This window comes from Methylobacterium sp. WL9, from assembly GCF_008040035.1.
In the GTDB taxonomy this organism is placed as follows: domain Bacteria; phylum Pseudomonadota; class Alphaproteobacteria; order Rhizobiales; family Beijerinckiaceae; genus Methylobacterium; species Methylobacterium thuringiense.
On sequence record NZ_VRVE01000082.1, the window covers coordinates 1 to 17,706 of the forward strand.

Annotated in this window: 18 protein-coding genes; 9 read left to right on the plus strand and 9 right to left on the minus strand. The window is 68.4% G+C overall.

The window, feature by feature from the left end:
- The 6 genes from FV217_RS18395 to rpoZ form a co-directional block, all read right to left on the minus strand.
- Nucleotides 1-536, minus strand: a 536-nt coding sequence (locus FV217_RS18395) for an NYN domain-containing protein (protein ID WP_147818625.1), incomplete at its 3' end; no start/stop codon positions are given.
- A gap of 350 nt (nucleotides 537-886) precedes the next feature.
- Nucleotides 887-1,477 carry an orotate phosphoribosyltransferase gene (gene pyrE / locus FV217_RS18400; protein ID WP_147818626.1) on the minus strand — a complete coding sequence of 197 codons (591 nt, stop codon included), beginning with the start codon at nucleotides 1,475-1,477 and terminating at the stop codon, nucleotides 887-889.
- Between the two features lie 124 nt (nucleotides 1,478-1,601).
- Complete coding sequence (locus FV217_RS18405) at nucleotides 1,602-1,922, minus strand: BrnA antitoxin family protein (protein ID WP_147818627.1); 321 nt, start codon at nucleotides 1,920-1,922, stop codon at nucleotides 1,602-1,604.
- On the minus strand, nucleotides 1,909-2,184 hold the full coding sequence (locus tag FV217_RS18410; protein WP_147818628.1) for a BrnT family toxin: 276 nt from the start codon (nucleotides 2,182-2,184) through the stop codon (nucleotides 1,909-1,911). Before FV217_RS18410 ends, FV217_RS18405 begins: the two co-directional genes overlap by 14 nt.
- A gap of 50 nt (nucleotides 2,185-2,234) precedes the next feature.
- Nucleotides 2,235-4,460 (minus strand): bifunctional (p)ppGpp synthetase/guanosine-3',5'-bis(diphosphate) 3'-pyrophosphohydrolase, encoded by a 2,226-nt coding sequence (locus FV217_RS18415; RefSeq protein ID WP_147818629.1) that lies wholly within the window; start codon nucleotides 4,458-4,460, stop codon nucleotides 2,235-2,237.
- Nucleotides 4,461-4,656: 196 nt separating this feature from the next.
- Nucleotides 4,657-5,070 (minus strand): DNA-directed RNA polymerase subunit omega, encoded by a 414-nt coding sequence (rpoZ, locus tag FV217_RS18420; protein WP_147818630.1) that lies wholly within the window; start codon nucleotides 5,068-5,070, stop codon nucleotides 4,657-4,659.
- Between the two features lie 494 nt (nucleotides 5,071-5,564).
- Here rpoZ and FV217_RS18425 point away from each other — a divergent pair, with 494 nt between their 5' ends.
- From FV217_RS18425 to FV217_RS23015, 3 genes are all read left to right on the plus strand, one after another.
- The gene (locus tag FV217_RS18425; RefSeq protein WP_238231707.1) at nucleotides 5,565-6,671 is read left to right on the plus strand and encodes an HD domain-containing phosphohydrolase; all 1,107 of its coding nucleotides are present in this window, start codon (nucleotides 5,565-5,567) and stop codon (nucleotides 6,669-6,671) included.
- Between the two features lie 109 nt (nucleotides 6,672-6,780).
- Complete coding sequence (locus FV217_RS18430; protein WP_210245151.1) at nucleotides 6,781-7,503, plus strand: carbonic anhydrase; 723 nt, start codon at nucleotides 6,781-6,783, stop codon at nucleotides 7,501-7,503.
- 309 nt (nucleotides 7,504-7,812) lie between these two features.
- Nucleotides 7,813-7,998 (plus strand): hypothetical protein, encoded by a 186-nt coding sequence (locus FV217_RS23015; protein WP_187272624.1) that lies wholly within the window; start codon nucleotides 7,813-7,815, stop codon nucleotides 7,996-7,998.
- Between the two features lie 57 nt (nucleotides 7,999-8,055).
- Here FV217_RS23015 and FV217_RS18435 read toward each other — a convergent pair whose 3' ends face one another.
- A complete protein-coding gene (locus tag FV217_RS18435; RefSeq protein ID WP_147818631.1) occupies nucleotides 8,056-8,292 on the minus strand; it encodes a hypothetical protein in 237 nt (78 codons plus the stop codon).
- Nucleotides 8,293-8,341: 49 nt separating this feature from the next.
- Nucleotides 8,342-8,626 carry a hypothetical protein gene (locus FV217_RS18440; protein WP_147818633.1) on the minus strand — a complete coding sequence of 95 codons (285 nt, stop codon included), beginning with the start codon at nucleotides 8,624-8,626 and terminating at the stop codon, nucleotides 8,342-8,344.
- A 319-nt stretch (nucleotides 8,627-8,945) separates the two neighbouring features.
- On the opposite strand from FV217_RS18440, the gene fabD reads away from it, so the two are divergent.
- The 4 genes from fabD (at nucleotide 8,946) to fabF (ending at nucleotide 12,497) form a co-directional block, all read left to right on the plus strand.
- Complete coding sequence (gene fabD, locus FV217_RS18445) at nucleotides 8,946-9,878, plus strand: ACP S-malonyltransferase (RefSeq protein WP_147818635.1); 933 nt, start codon at nucleotides 8,946-8,948, stop codon at nucleotides 9,876-9,878.
- A gap of 13 nt (nucleotides 9,879-9,891) precedes the next feature.
- Nucleotides 9,892-10,632: a 3-oxoacyl-[acyl-carrier-protein] reductase gene (fabG, locus tag FV217_RS18450; RefSeq protein ID WP_147818637.1), complete on the plus strand. Its 741-nt coding sequence runs from the start codon at nucleotides 9,892-9,894 to the stop codon at nucleotides 10,630-10,632.
- Nucleotides 10,633-10,903: 271 nt separating this feature from the next.
- Nucleotides 10,904-11,140 (plus strand): acyl carrier protein, encoded by a 237-nt coding sequence (locus FV217_RS18455; RefSeq protein ID WP_147045707.1) that lies wholly within the window; start codon nucleotides 10,904-10,906, stop codon nucleotides 11,138-11,140.
- Nucleotides 11,141-11,234: 94 nt separating this feature from the next.
- The gene (fabF, locus tag FV217_RS18460) at nucleotides 11,235-12,497 is read left to right on the plus strand and encodes a beta-ketoacyl-ACP synthase II (RefSeq protein WP_147818649.1); all 1,263 of its coding nucleotides are present in this window, start codon (nucleotides 11,235-11,237) and stop codon (nucleotides 12,495-12,497) included.
- 125 nt (nucleotides 12,498-12,622) lie between these two features.
- Here fabF and FV217_RS18465 read toward each other — a convergent pair whose 3' ends face one another.
- Nucleotides 12,623-14,125 (minus strand): NAD(P)/FAD-dependent oxidoreductase, encoded by a 1,503-nt coding sequence (locus FV217_RS18465; RefSeq protein WP_147818639.1) that lies wholly within the window; start codon nucleotides 14,123-14,125, stop codon nucleotides 12,623-12,625.
- Nucleotides 14,126-14,375: 250 nt separating this feature from the next.
- On the opposite strand from FV217_RS18465, the gene FV217_RS18470 reads away from it, so the two are divergent.
- Entirely contained in the window at nucleotides 14,376-15,635 is a 1,260-nt protein-coding gene (locus tag FV217_RS18470; RefSeq protein WP_187272625.1) for a glycosyltransferase family 87 protein, read from the plus strand.
- Between the two features lie 7 nt (nucleotides 15,636-15,642).
- Nucleotides 15,643-17,433, plus strand: coding sequence for a hypothetical protein (locus FV217_RS18475; RefSeq protein ID WP_147818643.1), 1,791 nt, complete (start codon nucleotides 15,643-15,645; stop codon nucleotides 17,431-17,433).
- Nucleotides 17,434-17,706 lie beyond the last annotated feature (273 nt).

The following is a 17,706-nucleotide window of genomic DNA, read 5'->3' on the forward strand; positions in this document are numbered from 1 at the left end:
GCCGGGCGGTCGCCGGGGTCGCGACCGACGCGGGCGATGAGCTGGGTCAGGTCGACGAACTCGTCGCATTGCCGGCGCAGGTCGTCGGCGATCATCGCGGGCTGGGTCTGGATGGTCGAGACCACGGTCACACGAACGCCACGGCGCTGCATCGCCTCCACCAGCGAGCGGAAATCGCCGTCGCCGGAGAACAGGTACATCTGGTCGATATGCGGGGCGAGCTCGAGCGCATCGATCGCGAGCTCGATGTCCATGTTGCCCTTGATCTTGCGCCGGCCGGCCGAATCCGTGAACTCCTTCACCGGCTTGGTGACGACGCGATAGCCGTTGTAGTCGAGCCAATCGATCAGCGGGCGGATCGAAGAGTATTCCTGGTCCTCGATCATGGCCGTATAGTAGAAAGCCCTGATGAGATTGTCGCGGGCCTGGAACTCCTTCAGGAGCCGCTTGTAGTCGATGTCGAAACCGAGGGCCTTGGTGGTGGCGTAGAGATTTGCGCCGTCGATGAAGAGGGCGCTGCGCTGCTGTGCCGGCATTGAAAAATCCGTTGTACTGGAAAGGCAATGGGAATGATGATGGCGCGACTGATGTCAGCCGGGAGCCGAATGGGGTTTTGCGCGTGTGGCAACGCCGCCCGTGACCGCGAGGGCGCACGTGTATTCGGCTTTAAAACCTTTCAAATTTATGCGGCGGGACGGCCCGCGAGGAAAAACAGCTTTCCTGCATCGAAAAACAGACACAGTCGACAGCGACTAGTCTTGGTAAAAATCGGCAGCTCTGTCAAGCTAAAGCAAGGTTTTGCTTGCCGCCGGCCCGTCGATCGCGCGGCCGCGGGCACGAAGCCTTTGCGAACAACCGCGCGTCGAGACGATCGACGCTCCCGCGCTTACGCCGCCGGGATCGCCCGGCTGCCGGGCTTCACCGCGGGCAGGGCCGCGAGTTCGGGCGGCAGCGCGTCGGCGGGGTAGGCCGGGATGTCGAGGGCGGCGAGGCAAACCAGCGGCAGGCCGATCTCGCCACGACCACCCGAGCGATCGATCAGGCAGGCCGCGCCGACGATCTCGCCGGCCTCGGAGGCAAGCGAGGCGAGGCATTCGCGCGCCGACAGCCCCGTGGAGACGATGTCCTCGACGATCACGGCGCGCGTGCCGGCGGGGATGCTGAAGCCGCGCCGGAGCTGGAACGGCTTGCCGGGATCGCGCTCGACGAAGATCGCCCGCGCGCCGAGATGCCGTGCCGTCTCGTAACCGGGGATGATGCCGCCGATCGCCGGGGAGACCACGATGTCGATCCGCCCGAACCGCTCGGTGATCGCCGCGGCCAGGGCGCGGCAGAGCCGCTCGGTGCGCGCGGGATCGGAAAAGATCGTCATCTTCTGCAGGAAGGTCGGCGAGTGCAGGCCGGAGCTGAGAATGAAGTGCCCCTGCAGCAATGCGCCGGCATCGCGGAATTCGTCGAGGACGGCCTCAGGGGTCATGCGGGCAGGGCCTTCGCGGAGCGGGAAAAGCGCACGGCTTCTCGCAAGCGGGGGCCGTGGAGGCAAGGCTCCGGATGATGCGTGGCTACCGGCCCCGAACGCTGGTTGGTTCTGTCATGGCCCGTCACGCACGCGGAAGGCCGGTGGCGGCTTTTGCGAGGGCGTCGTTCATGCGGGTCTGCCAGCCCGGCCCGGTGGCCTTGAAGGCGTCGACGACGTGCGGGTCGAGCCGGATCGTCACCGGCACCTTGCGGATGACGGCCGGCGGTCGGCCGCCCCGGTTCACCAGCGCCTCATAGAGCGCCGGCGGCAGCACGTCCTTTGCAGGCCGCAGCTGCGCCAGCTGCTCGTCCGTCAGTTCCGGATTGTCCGAGACCTCGTCCCAGTCCTCCTGACTGTAGGCCTCGTTCGGAACGTAGCCGGGGGCGTGTTCAGGCTTGGTCATGGACGGCCCTTTCCTTCGCGTTGGCGTGGCGAATGCTGACGAGCGAGACCGCCTCGGTTCCCAGTGGCGAGACGATCGCGACGACGACAGTCGCCCCTTTCCACGTCCCGACCAGCGTGAAGCGGATGCGCCCAGTCCTGCTGGCCTTGGCGGGCAGGGTCACGAACCGGTCGAAGCTGAAGGCCGCCTCGAACTCCGAGAAGTCGAATCCATGCTTGGCGATGTTCGCCTGTCGCTTCGACTCGTCGTAGATGATCGTCACAGCTTTTTGTACGTACGAAAACTTATTCCGTCAAACGGTGTCTCTCCACCTCACCCGTTCATCCGCTCCGCCCGGCTCACCGAGCGCTTCGCCCGCAATTCCATCACAATGGCGTTGAGGTGCTTCAGGTCCCAGACGGCGAGATCGATGACGATGTCGGTGAAGTCCTGGGTGCGGCGGGTCATCTTGACGTTGTCGATGTTGCCGTCGTGGTCGGCGATGACCTGGGAGATCTGGGCCAGCACGCCGGGCTCGTTGATCGACTCCACCATGAGGCGGGCGGGGAAGCGTTCGTTGGAGCCGGCCTCTACGTCCCAGCGCACGTCGAGCCAGCGCTCGGGCTCGTTGTCGAAATCGGCGAGCGCCGCCGACTGGATCGGGTAGATCGTCACGCCGATGCCGGGCGTCAGGATGCCGACGATGCGGTCGCCGGGCACCGCACCGCCATTCGGGGCGAAGCTCACCGGCAGGTCGCCGGCGACGCCGCGGATCGGGATCCCTGCGTCCGGCACGGCCCCGCCCTCGGGAAAGGTCAGGCGGATCGTCTGGTCCTTGCGGCTGAGCCGGCCGGCCCCGTCGGCGCCGCCCTGGGCCGAGCCCGGCGAGCCCGTGCTGCGGTTGTCCTTGAAGTCCGGATAGACCGCCTTGACCACGTCGCCCGAGAACATCTCGCCGCGGCCCACCGCCGCGAAGACGTCGTCGGGCGTGGCGCGGGCGAGCCGCGGCAGGGAGCCCCGCAGCTTCTCCTCCGTGAAGCTCTTGCCCGCGCGCTCGAAGGCGCGATCGAGGATCTGGCGGCCGAGGCCGGCATATTGCCGCCGCACGGCGGTGCGGGTGGCGCGGCGGATGGCGGCGCGGGCCTTGCCGGTGACGACGAGGGACTCCCACGCGGCCGGCGGCGAGGCGCCGTCCGAGCGGGAAATCTCGACCTCGTCGCCGTTGGCGAGTTCGTGCAGCAGCGGGGCCATGCGGCCGTTGATCTTGGCCCCCACCGCCGAGTTGCCGACGTCGGTATGCACCGCATAGGCGAAGTCGATCGGCGTGGCGCCGCGGGGCAGGGCGATGAGGCGGCCCTTCGGCGTGAAGCAGAAGACCTGGTCCTGGAAGAGTTCGAGCTTGGTGTGCTCCAGGAATTCTTCCGGGGAATCGCCCTCGGCCAGGAGTTCGATGGTGCGGCGCAGCCACTGGTAGGCCCCACTCTCGGTGGCCAGCCTCGGGCGGTTCTCGGCGTCGTCGCGCTCGCCGTCCTCCTTGTACTGCGCATGCGCGGCGATGCCGTATTCGGCGATCTCGTCCATGGCGTAGGTGCGGATCTGCAGTTCGACGCGCTGGCGCTTCGGCCCGATCACCGTGGTGTGGATCGAGCGATAGTCGTTCTGCTTCGGCGTCGAGATGTAGTCCTTGTAGCGGCCGGGCACGGTCGGCCAGCTGGTGTGGACGACGCCGAGCGCGCCGTAGCATTCGGGCGTGGTGCCGACGACGACGCGGAAGCCGACGATGTCGGAGAGCTGCTCGAAGGCGACGGACTTGCGCTCCATCTTCGACCAGATCGAATAGGGCTTCTTGAGCCGCCCCTTCACCTCGGCCGGGATGCCCCGCACCGCGAGGCGCGCGGTCAGATCCTTCTCGATGGTCGCGATCAGGCTGCGGGAGGTCTCGGAGAACGCCTCCAGCCGCTTGGCGATGGTGGCGTAGACCTCCGGCTTGAGGTTCTGGAGGGAGAGGTCCTCCAGCTCGTCGCGCAGCTCCTGCATGCCCATGCGGCCGGCAAGCGGCGCGTAGATGTCGAGGGTCTCCTCGGCGATGCGGGCGCGCTTCTCGGGCTTCATGAAGCTCAGGGTGCGCATGTTGTGCAGGCGGTCGGCGAGCTTCACGAGGAGCACGCGCACGTCCTCGGCCACAGCCAGCAGGAGCTTGCGGAAGTTCTCGCCCTGCACGGCGCGCTTCGAGACGAGGTCGAGCCGTTTGAGCTTGGTCAGGCCGTCGACCAGCGCCCGGATCTCGGGGCTGAACAGCCGGCCGATCTCCTCGAGCGTCGCCGCCGTGTCCTCGACGGTGTCGTGCAGGACGGCCGCGACGATGGTGGCATCGTCGAGCCGCAGATCGGTGAGGATCGCGGCCACTTCCAGCGGATGTGCGAAGAAGGGATCGCCCGAGGCCCGCTTCTGGGTGCCGTGGGCGCGCATCGCGTAGACGTAGGCTCGGTTGAGGAGAGCCTCGTCGGTGGCCGGGTTGTAGCGTTTGACCCGCTCGACGAGTTCGTACTGGCGCATCATCCGCCGACATCACCTTCCGCAAACACGGCCAGAGACCCGAAAGCGGGAGTATTCCCGCATCGGCGCGCCCGGCACCAGACACGATCGCGTGGATATGGGGTCGCGTTTATGCGGCCGACACACCGGGAAGGCCGAAACGAAGAAGCCCGGCCTTGCGACCGGGCTCGTTCAGACATCGCGGTGTGAACGCGGCGGCTCAGTCGCCCTCGTCGTCGGTCTCGGTCGGCGGCGCGAGGTTCTCGAGGCCGCGGAGCAGGTCTTCCTCGCTCATGCGGTCGAAGTTCGGCGCGCTTTCGTCGCCGTTGGCCGATGGCGGCGCAACGGATGCGGCCGCGGGCGAGCTCGACAGCAGCGGCACGGTCTCGGCCTCCGGCTCGTCGACCTCGACGTATTTCTGCAGCGAATGGATCAGCTGCTCCTTGAGGTCGTCGGCCGTGATGGTCGCGTCGCCGATCTCGCGCAACGCCACGACGGGGTTCTTGTCGCGGTCGCGATCGACGGTCAGCGGGGCGCCGGAGGCGAGCAGGCGCGCACGGTGGCTGGCGAGCAGCACCAGCTCGAACCGGTTCTCGACCTTCTCGATGCAGTCTTCGACGGTGACGCGAGCCATGCGGAGCGGCCCCTTCCCAAGGTATACGGAGTGTTGCGGTATGAACCAGCTCCTTACACCCGATGCGGCCCTGCAACAAGCGCGGCCCGCGCCGGTCGGACCGGGGGCTCCGGGCCCGGGCCGACGGAACGCGGCGTTCGGGTGCGCAGACACCGGAAATGCACTTCGATCCCGAATGTCGGCGCGCCGAACGGATCTCGGAGAGCTGCGCGCAAGACGGCTCGCCCGCGACGCTCCGTCGACGACACGACGGAATTCGTGATACTGCGATACATGGTTTTCGAGCCGTTGCTGGATTTCTCGCGATGTTTCGAGACGCGGCAGCAAAGCTTTACTTCAAGTATCCGATCCTGCCGGACGACCGCAGGATTGCGGTATTCGGGGAGCAGAATCTTGACGCGATCGCGGACGCGCCTTTCTCCGCCGACGAGAACGCTCTGAAAACCATCTCGGCTCACAAGAGCGCGACGCCACCATGGAACGAAGGCTCAAACATGAAGGGAACGCACGCGAACCGAAGCCTGATGGCGAGCGGAAACGTCGTGGTTCTGAGCGACCGGCCCGATCGGGGCCGCCATCTCGCGGAAGCCGTCGCGCCGGTCGCGGATTGCCGTCTGGCCGGGGTCGAGGAGCACTGGGCGGATCTCGACGCCACCATCGGCATCATCGCCGACGTCACGCCGACGCGATCCGAGACCCGCGTTTGCCTCAACAGGCTGCTCGGCCGCCTCCAAGGGCGGCGTCTGCCGGCGATCCATCTCGTGCGCAGCAGCCAGGCGGCGGCCGTCCACGAGGCGCAGTCCCTGGGGGCGACGGCCTGCCTTCCCGCCACGCTCGACCCGAGCGTCGTCGTGGAGGCCCTGTTCCGTCAGATCCATCCCGAGGACACGATCGCCGAACTCATCGTCCGGCGTCACGTCGCGCGCACGGGCGAGCTCATCAACAGCATGTTCCACACGGCCGAGACCGGCGGCATCGACATGGAGGAGGTCGAGCGCGGGCTCGATCCGGTGATGGACGCCGTCAAGGACGGCGGTCTGACCGGATGGCTGGAGGTCGTGCGCATGCACGACGACATCACCTTTCAGCATTGCCTGCTCGTGGCCGGCCTCACGGCCGGCTTCGCACGCTCGCTCCGCCTGTCGGGCGGCGATTCCCAGCGCATGGTGCGCGCCGCGCTAGTCCACGACGTCGGCAAGTCGCGGATCCCCGCGGCGATCCTGAACAAGCCTGGCCGGCTCGATCCCGACGAGCGCACCGTGATGCGCACGCATGCCGCCATCGGGCACGAGATCCTGCTGGCGTCGGGCTCCTGCGATGCGATCACGCTGGCGGTGACGCGCCATCACCACGAGATGCTCGACGGCTCGGGCTATCCGGACGGCCTGAGCGGGTCGGCGATCGGCGATCCGGTCCGTCTGCTCACGATCTGCGACATCTACGCGGCGCTGATCGAGCGGCGGCCGTACAAGGCGCCGATGCCCGAGAGCGAGGCCCTGCGCGTCCTCCAGAGCATGGAGGGCAAGCTGGAGGCCGGCCTCGTCGACGCCTTCGCCAAATCGATCGTCGTCGGCCTCGGCAGACCTGCGGCGGCGGGCTGAAGCGGCGGGCCGGGCGAATCCGGGTTACAACCCGCGATCCGCACGCTACCGTCCGGGACGGCTTTCGGGACAGGAAGCGCCGTCGTTCGATCCGACGAGGGAGTGCACCGTGGGCCAGCAGCTCGATCGACGCGCCTTCCTGAGCTGCGGCTGCGCCGCCGGGCTCGGCTGCTTCGCGGCAACCGCGCTTCCACGGCCCGGCTTCGCCGCGGAACTCTCCCACAAGAAGACCGATCTGACGCCCGATCGGGCGCTGCAGGCGTTGAAGGACGGCAACCGGTCCTTCTCCACCGACAGCCCGGTGCGCGCCGTCCAGGGCCGCGAGCGCCGCATCGAGATCGCGCTCGCGCAGACGCCGTTCTGCGTGCTGGTGAGCTGCTCCGATTCCCGCGTCTCGCCAGAGATCCTGTTCGGACGCGGGCTCGGCGAGTTGTTCATCGTGCGCAACGCCGGCAACACCGTCGACACCGCGGCGCTCGGCTCGATCGAGTACGCCGTCTCGCAACTCGGCGTGCCGCTGATCCTGGTGATGGGCCACAGCCGCTGCGGCGCGGTGCTCGCCGCCGTGGACGTCGTAAAGAACAACACCGTCTATCCCGGCGCCATCGGACGGATGATCGAGCCGATCGTGCCGGCGGTGCTCTCGGTCAGGGACAAGCCCGGCGATCTCGTCGAGAACGCGGTCCGGGCCAACGTCTCGCGCATCGTCTCGCGCCTGCGTACGGCCTCGGAGCCGGCCCTGATCGATCCGTTGGAGCACAGGCAGCTGCGCGTGGTCGGTGCCGCCTACAGCCTCGACACCGGCGGCGTGGACTTCTTCGACGAAGCCTGAGCGAAGAATGTGATCGCAACAGATATAAAGCCGGCCGCTCCGTAGGATACCCGACCGATCGGCAAGCTTTCCGGTGACGCGTCGATCGTTTCGTTCTCCAAGATCGGGGCGGTGTCGAACGTTCAGGCGGCGATCCGATGCACGCGAATCCTGACATGGCCGTCCGTATCTTGGCCTCGATGCTTGCGGGCGCGATCGTACGGTCGTGATCCACGATGAAACCCGCCGACGCGGCTTGCAACTTAGCGTTCCGTCGTGACGTTATTTCCCGGCGCGCAGATCCGTGACCGTCGCACCGTGCGAGGCCGAATGTCCGACGAATCCAAAGACATGTCCGAGATCATCAGGCTCTGCCAGGAGCTTGAAAGGCTGGTCGGCGCCGACGCGCCGTTGCGGGTGCGGACCTTGGTCGAGATGCTGATGATCGAGCTGGAACGCCAGACGCTGACTGCTGGAGCCGTATCCGATCCGACCGCATCTGCTCGGCGTCCCTAAGCTTTTGTCGTGACGCGCTTTTTCGACCAAGCGGCAACCACTTGGCCGGAAGGCGCTTTATGGAACGTCGACCTGGGACAACATGCGAACCCTGAGGCAGACCGCGCCCGTGAGGTCGCGAACCGTCACGACGATCTCCGCTTCCTTGCCGTGACGGGATTCGCGTGCGGCGACGCTCGCCGCCTCCATCAGGGCCTGAGCGCGCAGGTCGAGCGAATCGCGAACATGCCGCCCGGTCTTGTCAGCGATCCGGACGCTGCCGCTGATGTCGAAGAAATAAAGAAGCATACCCAAGGGTTGCGTCTTGCCGGAGGGCGGGCTGCCCTCGGCATCGCTTCACCAACTATGCGACATGCGGCATCGATCCCTGCACGCCCGAATTCGCGCCGGCACCGGGTTTCCGATCGTCGACCTGACAGATCAGGCGAACCCGCACCACCACCGAATCCGGTCCGTCCCGAACCGTGACGACGATGACGCCGCTCTTCTCGAGATTGGCCGGGTCGCCGCCATAGACCGCAGCCCGACGGAACGCCTCCGCTTGAGCGGCGGCGGAATCCGAAAAATCCTGCCCCTGCTCGTCATGGATCGAAATGCTGTCGTCGATATCGAAATAATAGCGCGGCATACGCCCCCCTGAATCTTTCAGGCGGGAGCACACTCATCTCTCAGGCATCAGCGCCCGATACGAGTTGCTGACGATATACTTCTGTAGGCCAGTCTCCACGATTAAGATAGCGCTTGCCCTCACCCGCGGCACTGGGAAGCGCCCGGTCCTGTCGCGGCCCGCCTCGCTGTGGAGGCGATCGCGATGGGCCGCCGCCGGGCTTGTGCGTTGCATTGTTGACACCCGCGGCCTGCGATGCGAGTGCGCCGCGCCTTGAGGCCGCGCCCGCCGACCCGTCGGCGCAGCGCGCGGCGATGCGGCACGAGACGGACCGAACGTCATGACGCGAGCCTTCATCTTCCCCGGCCAGGGCAGCCAGGTCGTCGGCATGGGCAAGGCGCTGGCCGCGATCTCCGAGCCGGCGCGCCACGTCTTCGCCGAGGTTGACGACGCCCTCGGCGAAAACCTCTCGCGCATCATGTTCGAGGGGCCGGTCGAGGAGCTGACGCTCACGGCCAACGCCCAGCCGGCCCTGATGGCGGCGAGCCTCGCGGTGGTGCGGGCGCTCGAAAGCGAGCGCGGTCTCGACATCGCCCGGGACGCCGCCTGCGTCGCCGGCCATTCGCTCGGCGAATATTCCGCGCTCGCCGCCGCCGGCACTTTCTCGATCGCCGACACCGCCCGGCTGCTGCGCATCCGCGGCGAGGCGATGCAGCGTGCGGTGGCGCCGGGGGAGGGCGCCATGGCGGCGCTGATCGGCCCCGACCTCGCCACCGCCCACGCCATCGCCGAGGAGGCTGCAGAGGGTCGGGTTTGCGGCGTCGCCAACGACAACGGCGCGGGGCAGGTCGTGTTGTCGGGCCACAAGGATGCGATCGAGCGCGCCGTGGCCATCGCGCAGAAGCGCGGCGTCAAGCGCGCGATCCTGCTCAACGTCTCCGCCCCCTTCCACTGCAGTCTGATGGGTCCGGCGGCCGACGCCATGCGCGAGGCGCTTCGTCAGGTCTCGATGCGGGCGCCGTCGGTGCCGATCTACGCCAACGTCACCGCCGGACCGCTGAGCGATCCGGAGGCGATCCGCGAGGCACTGGTGGCGCAGGTCACCGGCACCGTGCGTTGGGCCGAGAGCGTTGCCGCCATGGCGGCCTCCGGCGTCGACCGCTTTTACGAATTGGGCGCCGGCAAGGTCCTGACGGGATTGGTCAAGCGGATCGCGCCGGGAGCCACCGCCGGCGCCATCGGCACGGCCGACGACGTCGCCGCCTACGCTTGAGGATGATTTGACGATGTTCGATCTGACCGGCCGCAAGGCCCTCGTCACCGGCGCCACCGGCGGTCTCGGCGGCGCCATCGCCCGGGCGTTTCATGCGCAGGGCGCCCACGTGGCGCTCTCCGGCACGCGGCGGGCGGTGCTCGACGAACTCGCGGCCGAACTCGGCGGGGAGCGCGTCGCGGTGGTCGAGGCCGACCTCTCCGACAAGGCGTCCGTCGAGGCGCTGGTGCCGGCGGCGGAAGCCGCCCTCGGCGGGCTCGACATCCTGGTCAACAATGCCGGCATCACCCGCGACAACCTCTCCATGCGGATGAAGGACGACGAGTGGGACGCGGTGATCGCGGTCAACCTCACCGCGGCCTTCCGGCTGTCGCGGGCCGCCACAAGGGGGATGATGAAGCGCCGCCACGGCCGCATCGTGAACATCGGCTCGGTCGTCGGCGCCACGGGCAATCCGGGTCAGGTCAACTACGCCGCCGCCAAGGCCGGCCTCGTCGGCATGACCAAGGCGCTCGCGGCCGAAGTCGCCACCCGCGGCATCACGGTGAACTGCATCGCGCCGGGCTTCATCACGTCGGCGATGACCGATGCGCTCAACGAGAAGCAGCGCGAGGGGATCCTCGCCCGCGTGCCCGCGGGCCGTCTCGGCACCGGCGCCGAAATCGGCGCGGCGGCGGTCTATCTGGCGGCCGACGAATCCGCCTACGTCACCGGCCAGACGCTGCACGTCAACGGCGGCATGGCGATGTATTGAACATGCGGATTTTGCTGCTCCGCAGCATCGCGTTCAGAGCGCAAACGACCCGAAAACCACGGCGATGAACGGTTTCTGAACCCGCTCTCGCCAGAGCCAAAGCCCTGTGTTAACACCCGGCTCAGCCGTGCGAGGGGAGTTGACGGTTCAGCGGGTTACGGCTTGCGAGAACACGCGCGATCGGACACCGGCTACCTGACAAGATCCCCTGAGCGGGACGGGTGGCCACGGCGCCTTCACCATCGATCTGAGAAGACGAGGACAAAAAACGATGAGCGATATCGCTGAGCGCGTGAAGAAGATCGTCGTCGAGCACCTGGGCGTCGAGCCCGAGAAGGTGACCGAAGGCGCGAACTTCATCGACGATCTCGGCGCCGACAGCCTCGACACGGTCGAGCTGGTGATGGCGTTCGAAGAAGAGTTCAACGTCGAGATCCCGGACGACGCCGCCGAGACCATTCAGACGGTCGGCGATGCGATCAAGTTCCTCGAGAAGAACTCGGCCTGAGGCCGAACTGCAAGGCACGACGCCCGGGCGGGTCGAACCGGTCTCCCGCTCCGGGCGTTTCCGGTGATGACGGGGATCGGTTCGGGATAGCATGATGCGTCGGGTGGTCGTGACGGGGCTGGGGATCGTGTCGCCGTTGGGGAGCGGCGTCGAGCATGCCTGGAGCCGTCTGGTCGCCGGCGATAGCGGCGCCTCGAAGGTCACCGCCTTCGAGGTCGACGACCTCGCCTGCAAGATCGCCTGCACCATTCCGCTGGGCGACGGTTCCGACGGGACCTTCAATCCGGATCGCTGGATGGAGCCCAAGGAGCAGCGCAAGGTCGACCCCTTCATCGTCTACGCCATGGCCGCCGCCGGCCAGGCCCTCGACGACGCCGACTGGCATCCGCAGACCTACGAGGACCAGTGCGCCTCCGGCGTGCTCATCGGCTCCGGCATCGGCGGCATCGGCTCCATCTACGACGCGTCGATCACCCTCCACGAGAAGGGTCCGCGCAAGATTTCCCCGTTCTTCATCCCCGGCCGCATCATCAACCTCGCCTCGGGCCAGGTCTCGATCGCGCACGGCCTGAAGGGCCCCAACCATTCCGTCGTCACGGCCTGCTCCACCGGCGCGCACGCCATCGGCGACGCTGCCCGGCTGATCGCGCTGGGCGATGCCGACGTGATGGTCGCCGGCGGCACCGAATCGCCGGTGAACCGCCTCGCGCTCGCGGGCTTCGCCGCCTGCCGGGCGCTCTCCACCGGCTTCAACGACGACCCGACCCGCGCCTCCCGGCCCTACGACAAGGATCGCGACGGCTTCGTGATGGGGGAGGGCGCCGGCATCGTCGTGCTGGAGGAATACGAGCACGCCAAGGCGCGCGGCGCCAAGATGTACGCCGAGGTGGTCGGCTACGGCCTCTCGGGCGACGCCTACCACATCACCTCGCCCTCGCCCGACGGCGACGGCGGCTATCGCTGCATGGTGGCCGCGCTCAAGCGCGCCGGCCTGCAGCCGAGCCAGATCGACTACATCAACGCCCACGGCACCTCGACCCCGGCCGGCGACGAGCTGGAGCTCAAGGCCGTCGAACGCCTGCTCGGCGACTCCGCCCCCAAGGTCGCGATGTCCTCGACGAAATCCGCCGTCGGCCACCTGCTCGGCGCGGCCGGCGCGGTCGAGGCGATCTTCTCGGTGCTGACGATCCGCGACGGCGTGATGCCGCCGACGCTCAACCTCGACAACCCGAGCGTCGAAACCAAGATCGACCTCGTGCCGCACGAGGCGAAGCGCAAGAAGGTCGACGTCGTGCTGTCGAACTCCTTCGGATTCGGCGGGACGAACGCGTCGCTGGTGATGCGGCGGGTGGATTAGTGCACCTCACAAAACTCCCGATCACCGGGAGTTCTCTCTCTGGCGCCAACGGTGCAGCGAGAGTTTTGTGAGAGACACTTAGCCACCAAGCCTTCTCCCCCTGTGCGGAAGAGGAGGTGGCGGCCTCACGCCACCTTCCGCGGCACCAGCCGCTCGCTCGCCAGGGCCTCCTGGGCCCCCGAGACGCCGGCCTCGGTGTACTCCGCGTCCTCGTTCACGCACCAGGTATCGAACAGGCGTTCGCCCGCGACGATGTTCTTCACCGTGAGCATCGCGGTCATCATCGCGTGGTCCTGGTTGTTGTACTTGTGCATGCCGTTGCGGCCGACGAGGTGCAGGCTCGGATAGCCGCGTTCCAGGTCGCGCCGGATGGTGTCGACGTGGGATTTGTAGTCCTCGTCGTAGACCGGATAGGCCTTGGGCTGGCGCACGACGCAGGCGTCGACGACGTCGTCCTCCGTGAGCAGGCCGATCTGCGCGATCTCGCGCTTGGCCAGCGCCACCAGCTCGGAATCCGGCGCGTTCCAGAGCCCGTCGCCCTCGAAGCAGAAATATTCGAGGCCGAGGCAGGTGCGCGAGGCATCCGGCACCATCTCCGGCGACCACGAGCGGAAGTTCTGCACGCGGCCGACCTTCACCGACGGGTCGTGGATGTAGATCCAGTTGTCCGGGAAATCCTCGCGCGCCTTGGCGATCAGGGCGACGGTGAGGAAGTCGCGGTACTTCAGGGAGCGCGCGTTGAAGATCGAGAGCGGAGTCGGGCGGATCGAATCCACCAGCTCGCGGATCGGGGCGGAGGAGACGAGGTTCTTCGCCGTATGGGTTTCGAGGCTGCCGTCGCCGCGGCGCGCGGTGACGGTCCAGAGGCCGAGGCGTGCATCCCAGGTCAGGCGCTCGACGCCGCGGTCGAGCAGCACCTTGCCGCCGTTCGCCCGGGTCTTCTCGGCGGCGGCCTCCCACATCATGCCGGGGCCGCGGCGGGGATAGCGAAACGATTCGATCAGCGTCTTGATCACCGGGCCGCCGGCCTTCTGCCTGCGGCGCAGGCCGAGGGAGCGGGAGACCCCGTCGACGATGGCGGAGGCGAGGTCGAGGCCCTTGATGCGCTGCGCGGCCCAATCGGCCGAGATCGCGTCGCAGGACATGCCCCAGACCTTCTCGGTGTAGGTCTTGAAGAAGATCGAGAAGAGCCGCTCGCCGAACTGGTTGCGCACCCACTCGTGGAAGGTCTTCGGATCCTTCACCGGCTTGGCGCGGGCATAGGCGTAGGAGAGAACGCAGGCGGCGCTCTCGATCACACCGAGATTCTTCAAGGCCTCGAAGGCCTTGAGCGGGTAGGCGTAGTACTTGCCCTTGTAGAAGATCCGCGAGAGGCGCGGGCGGTCGATGAAGTCGTTCGGCAGGATCTCGTCCCAGAGGTCCACCACCGCCTTCGACTTTGAGAAGAAGCGATGCCCGCCGATGTCGAACAGGTAGCCCTCGTGCGAGACGGTGCGGCTGATGCCGCCGACCTGGGCCGGGTCGCGCTCCAGCACCGTGACCTCGCGGCCCGCCTTCGCCAGAAGATAGGCGGCCGTCAGCCCGGCCGGTCCGGCGCCGATCACCAGCGTCTCGGTGTGGTGGCTCATCGAGAACTCCGCGACGCGTACGAGTGCGGCGGCGGCCGGTCGACGTCGTGAACGAAGTTCTAATGCGCGATTGGTAAACGCCGCCTCACCTGCCGTTGCGTTCGGTGCGATCGGCCGGTCCGGCCTCGTGTCCGGAGCCCCCGATCGGACTTCGTTAAGGCTCGCACCGTAGCCTCACGAGGCTGCTCGCCTCCCACGGCGACGTCGAAGGCCGAGGCCGAACATGCCCGCCGCCGCCAGGAGACACGCCATGATCCTGGATGCGCCCTTCGGTCCGGCGGACGATGCGACGGCCGGTGCGGAACGCCGGAAAGCCGCGCGGGTCCGCACCGTCGCCCAGGCCGCCTTCGCCGGGCTCGGCCTCGCCGCGATCCTGCCGATCGTCCTGCAATTCTATTGGCCCGCCTCGGGCGGCCTCGATGTCACCGGTCATCCGATCGGACGCGACTTCATCAACAACTGGGTGGGCCCGCACCTTGCCTTCGGCGGCGAACTCGCGATCCTGACCGACCTGAAAGCCTATGCGGAGGCGATCGGCCGGGTCTTCGGCACACCGCTGCCCTTCCACAACTGGAGCTATCCGCCCTTCGCGCTGCTGATGCTGTGGCCGTTCGCGCAGCTCCCCTATTTCTGGGCCCTAGGCGCCTGGACCATCCTGCTCTTCGCCGCCTTCGCTGCGGTCACGCTCTCCCGTGTGGCGCCGTCCGAGCGGCCGAGGGCGCTGCTCCTACTCCTTGTCGCGCCGGCCTGCCTGATCAACACCGTGGGCGGGCAGAACGGCTTTCTCACCGGCGCGCTGCTCGTCGGCGGCCTGCTGTCCCTGGACCGGCGGCCCTGGCTCGCGGGGGTGCTGTTCGGCCTGCTGACCTACAAGCCGCATCTCGGGCTGGTTCTGCCCTTCGTCCTCGTGGCCCTCGGGGCCTGGCGCACCATCGTCTCGGCCTGCCTGACTGCGCTGGCGCTCGTCGCCGTCTCGGTTGCCGCATTCGGGATCGAGCCCTGGTACGAGCACCTGACCACCGTGCGGAGCTTCCTGCTCGCGATCCTGGTGCGATTCGAGGGCTTCTTTCCCTGCATGATGGCCTCGGTCTATGCCGGCGCCCGCAGTTTCGGCCTGCCCGACCGGGCCGCCTGGGCGATCCAGGCCGCCGTGTCCGTGCCGGTTCTCGTCGCCACGGTCTGGGCGGTGCGGCGCACCTCCGATCCGGTCCAGCGCACGACCCTCGTCGTCTGCGCCGTGCCGCTGCTGACGCCCTATGCCTTCAACTACGATCTCACGGCCATCGCCGCCGTGATCGTCTGGCGGCTCGTCGGACCGTCCCCCGATGCGGTGAGCCCGCGGCTGCTGGCCGCCTGGCTGATCCCGGTGGTGATGATGCCGCTCAACATGCTGGGGATCGGGATCGCTCCCGTCGCGCTCCTCGCCTTCTACCTGACGGTCCTCGCCGAGATCCTCCGCGGAACGGCGGCGTCGCGTGCCCCGGCTCCGCACCCGATGCCGGCACACTGAGCCCACGATGACAGCCGCAGCTTCCTCCCTCGACGCGACATCGCCGCCGCCGCGTCGCCTCGTCGACAGCCCCGCCATCCCCTGGCTGCTCGCGGGCATCGGCCTGTTCGCCTGCTACGGCTCCGGCAGTCTCGTCGCGGCGCTGCAGGGCCTGCGCCTCCCCGACACCGACGACGCCATGCGGCTCGCGGAGGTGCGCGACCTCGTCGCCGGGCAATCCTGGTTCGACATGGTGCAGCACCGCTTCCTGCCGCCCGCCGGAGAGGCGAGCCACTGGTCGCGGCTGGTCGATGCGCCGATGGCCGCCGCCATCGCCGGATTGACGCCGCTCGTCGGCCCATCGCTCGCCGAACGCATCACGACGGCCTTCTGGCCTCCGCTGCTGTTCGCCGTCTACGCCCTGGTGCTCGTCCGCGGCGTGCGCGGGCTGGTCAACGGCCGGGCGGCGATCCTCGCCCTCTTCGCGGCGACGCAGACCATCGTGCTGATGATGCAGTTCGCCCCCGGGCGGATCGATCACCACAACCTGCAGATCGTCTTCCTGCTCGGCACCGGCCTCTGCCTGATGCGATCGCGGCGCACATGGCGCACGGGCGCGCTCGCCGGATCTCTCTGTGCCTGCTCCATGGCGGTGGGGCTCGAGGCGATGCCGCCGATCGCGCTTGCCGGCCTCGTCGTCGCCGCCGACTGGATCCGCGCGGGCCGCCCGGCGCTGCCGGTCCTGCTCGGGTTCGGGGCGAGCCTCGGTCTCGGCGCGACCCTGCTCTTCGGCCTGCAGACGGCGCCCGCGCTCTGGGCGACGGATGCCTGCGACGCCCTCTCCCCGCCCTGGCTCTGGCTCGCCGGCACCGGTGCCGTCTTGGCAGCCGGGGCCTTCGCTCTGCGACCGATGACGCCGGTGTCCCGGGCAGCCCTCGCCGCCGGAATCGGCGCCGCGGGCTGCGCGGGCTTCGTCGTCCTGTTCCCGTCCTGCCTGCATGGCCCGTTCACCGGGATGCCGGATGCGGTCCGCGCGAACTGGCTCTACCAGGTCAGGGAAATGCAGCCCCTGGTCGCGATGCTGCGCGACCATCCGGCCGAGGGTCTCGGCTTCGCCGCCTCGCTCATCGTGGCGACGGGCATCGCCATCCTCCTGGCCTTCCGAGAGAGGTCCGATCGGCGTCTCTTCGTCGTCGCGAGCCTCTTCCTCGCGATCGGCGCGGTCCAGACCCTCTTCCAGCTCCGCGGGCTCTACGTCGCCTCCGCCTTCGTCCCGATCATCGGCGGCATCTGCCTCGACCGCGCCCTCACCCTGGCGGGCCGGCCGACGGAGGGCACGGTCAAGCGGGTCGCGTTCCTCGTGGCGGTCATCGCGCTCAACGCGCCGGTCTGGCTCCTCGGGGGACGGCTCATCGAGCGGCTCGCGGACATCCGGCAGGTGGATCCGGCGGCGGCGAACCAGGCGGAGGCCTGCTCGGAGCCGCCGGCATTCCGGGTACTCGCCGGACTTCCCGCAGGCACGGTGCTCGCGCCGATCGATCTCGGCCCGTACCTCCTCGTGCACACGCCGCATGCCATCGCCGCCGCCCCGTATCACCGCGCCATCGCCGGGCTGAGCGCCGGGCTCGCGGTGGCCGACGGCAGCGAGGACGAGGTCCGGCGGCAGGCCGCGGCAACCGGCGCGACCTACCTCGCCGTCTGTCCCGGCAAGACCGAAAAGGCCTTCACGGCCCGGCTCGCCCGCAGCGAGACGACGGCGGATTGGCTCGATCCGGTCCCGCTCGACGGCTCCGCCCTGAAGGCGTGGCGGATTCGCTGACGGCGCCCTCCCGGATGCGGCAGGGGGCTGTTGCGCATTCGCTACGCCGCCGCGCAAACTCGATTTTCGCCACAAAACCCCATCAGAGTGGGCTAGCGCGCCCGCGTTGATCCGAGAGGATCCGGCCCGTCGGGACCGGGGGCCGACGGCGCGGGACGAGAGCAGGATTGTCCATGTTCCGCAGAAGCAAGACGCCCCCGCCCGCGCATGCGGGCTCCGACGACGCGGGCGGCCCGGCGCTGCCGCAGCGGCTGTCGCCGCGCAGCCCGAGCG

Bases quoted from the DNA above. Each gene is read 5' to 3' on its own strand.
- FV217_RS18425 (WP_238231707.1), top strand. From the start codon at position 5,565: ATGAAGGGAACGCACGCGAACCGAAGCCTGATGGCGAGCGGAAACGTC.
- fabG (WP_147818637.1), top strand. From the start codon at position 9,892: ATGTTCGATCTGACCGGCCGCAAGGCCCTCGTCACCGGCGCCACCGGC.
- FV217_RS18475 (WP_147818643.1), top strand. From the start codon at position 15,643: ATGACAGCCGCAGCTTCCTCCCTCGACGCGACATCGCCGCCGCCGCGT.
- FV217_RS18455 (WP_147045707.1), top strand. From the start codon at position 10,904: ATGAGCGATATCGCTGAGCGCGTGAAGAAGATCGTCGTCGAGCACCTG.
- FV217_RS18440 (WP_147818633.1), bottom strand. From the start codon at position 8,626: ATGCCGCGCTATTATTTCGATATCGACGACAGCATTTCGATCCATGAC.
- rpoZ (WP_147818630.1), bottom strand. From the start codon at position 5,070: ATGGCTCGCGTCACCGTCGAAGACTGCATCGAGAAGGTCGAGAACCGG.
- FV217_RS18415 (WP_147818629.1), bottom strand. From the start codon at position 4,460: ATGATGCGCCAGTACGAACTCGTCGAGCGGGTCAAACGCTACAACCCG.
- FV217_RS18470 (WP_187272625.1), top strand. From the start codon at position 14,376: ATGATCCTGGATGCGCCCTTCGGTCCGGCGGACGATGCGACGGCCGGT.
- fabD (WP_147818635.1), top strand. From the start codon at position 8,946: ATGACGCGAGCCTTCATCTTCCCCGGCCAGGGCAGCCAGGTCGTCGGC.
- FV217_RS18405 (WP_147818627.1), bottom strand. From the start codon at position 1,922: ATGACCAAGCCTGAACACGCCCCCGGCTACGTTCCGAACGAGGCCTAC.
- fabF (WP_147818649.1), top strand. From the start codon at position 11,235: ATGCGTCGGGTGGTCGTGACGGGGCTGGGGATCGTGTCGCCGTTGGGG.
- FV217_RS23015 (WP_187272624.1), top strand. From the start codon at position 7,813: ATGTCCGACGAATCCAAAGACATGTCCGAGATCATCAGGCTCTGCCAG.
- FV217_RS18465 (WP_147818639.1), bottom strand. From the start codon at position 14,125: ATGAGCCACCACACCGAGACGCTGGTGATCGGCGCCGGACCGGCCGGG.
- pyrE (WP_147818626.1), bottom strand. From the start codon at position 1,477: ATGACCCCTGAGGCCGTCCTCGACGAATTCCGCGATGCCGGCGCATTG.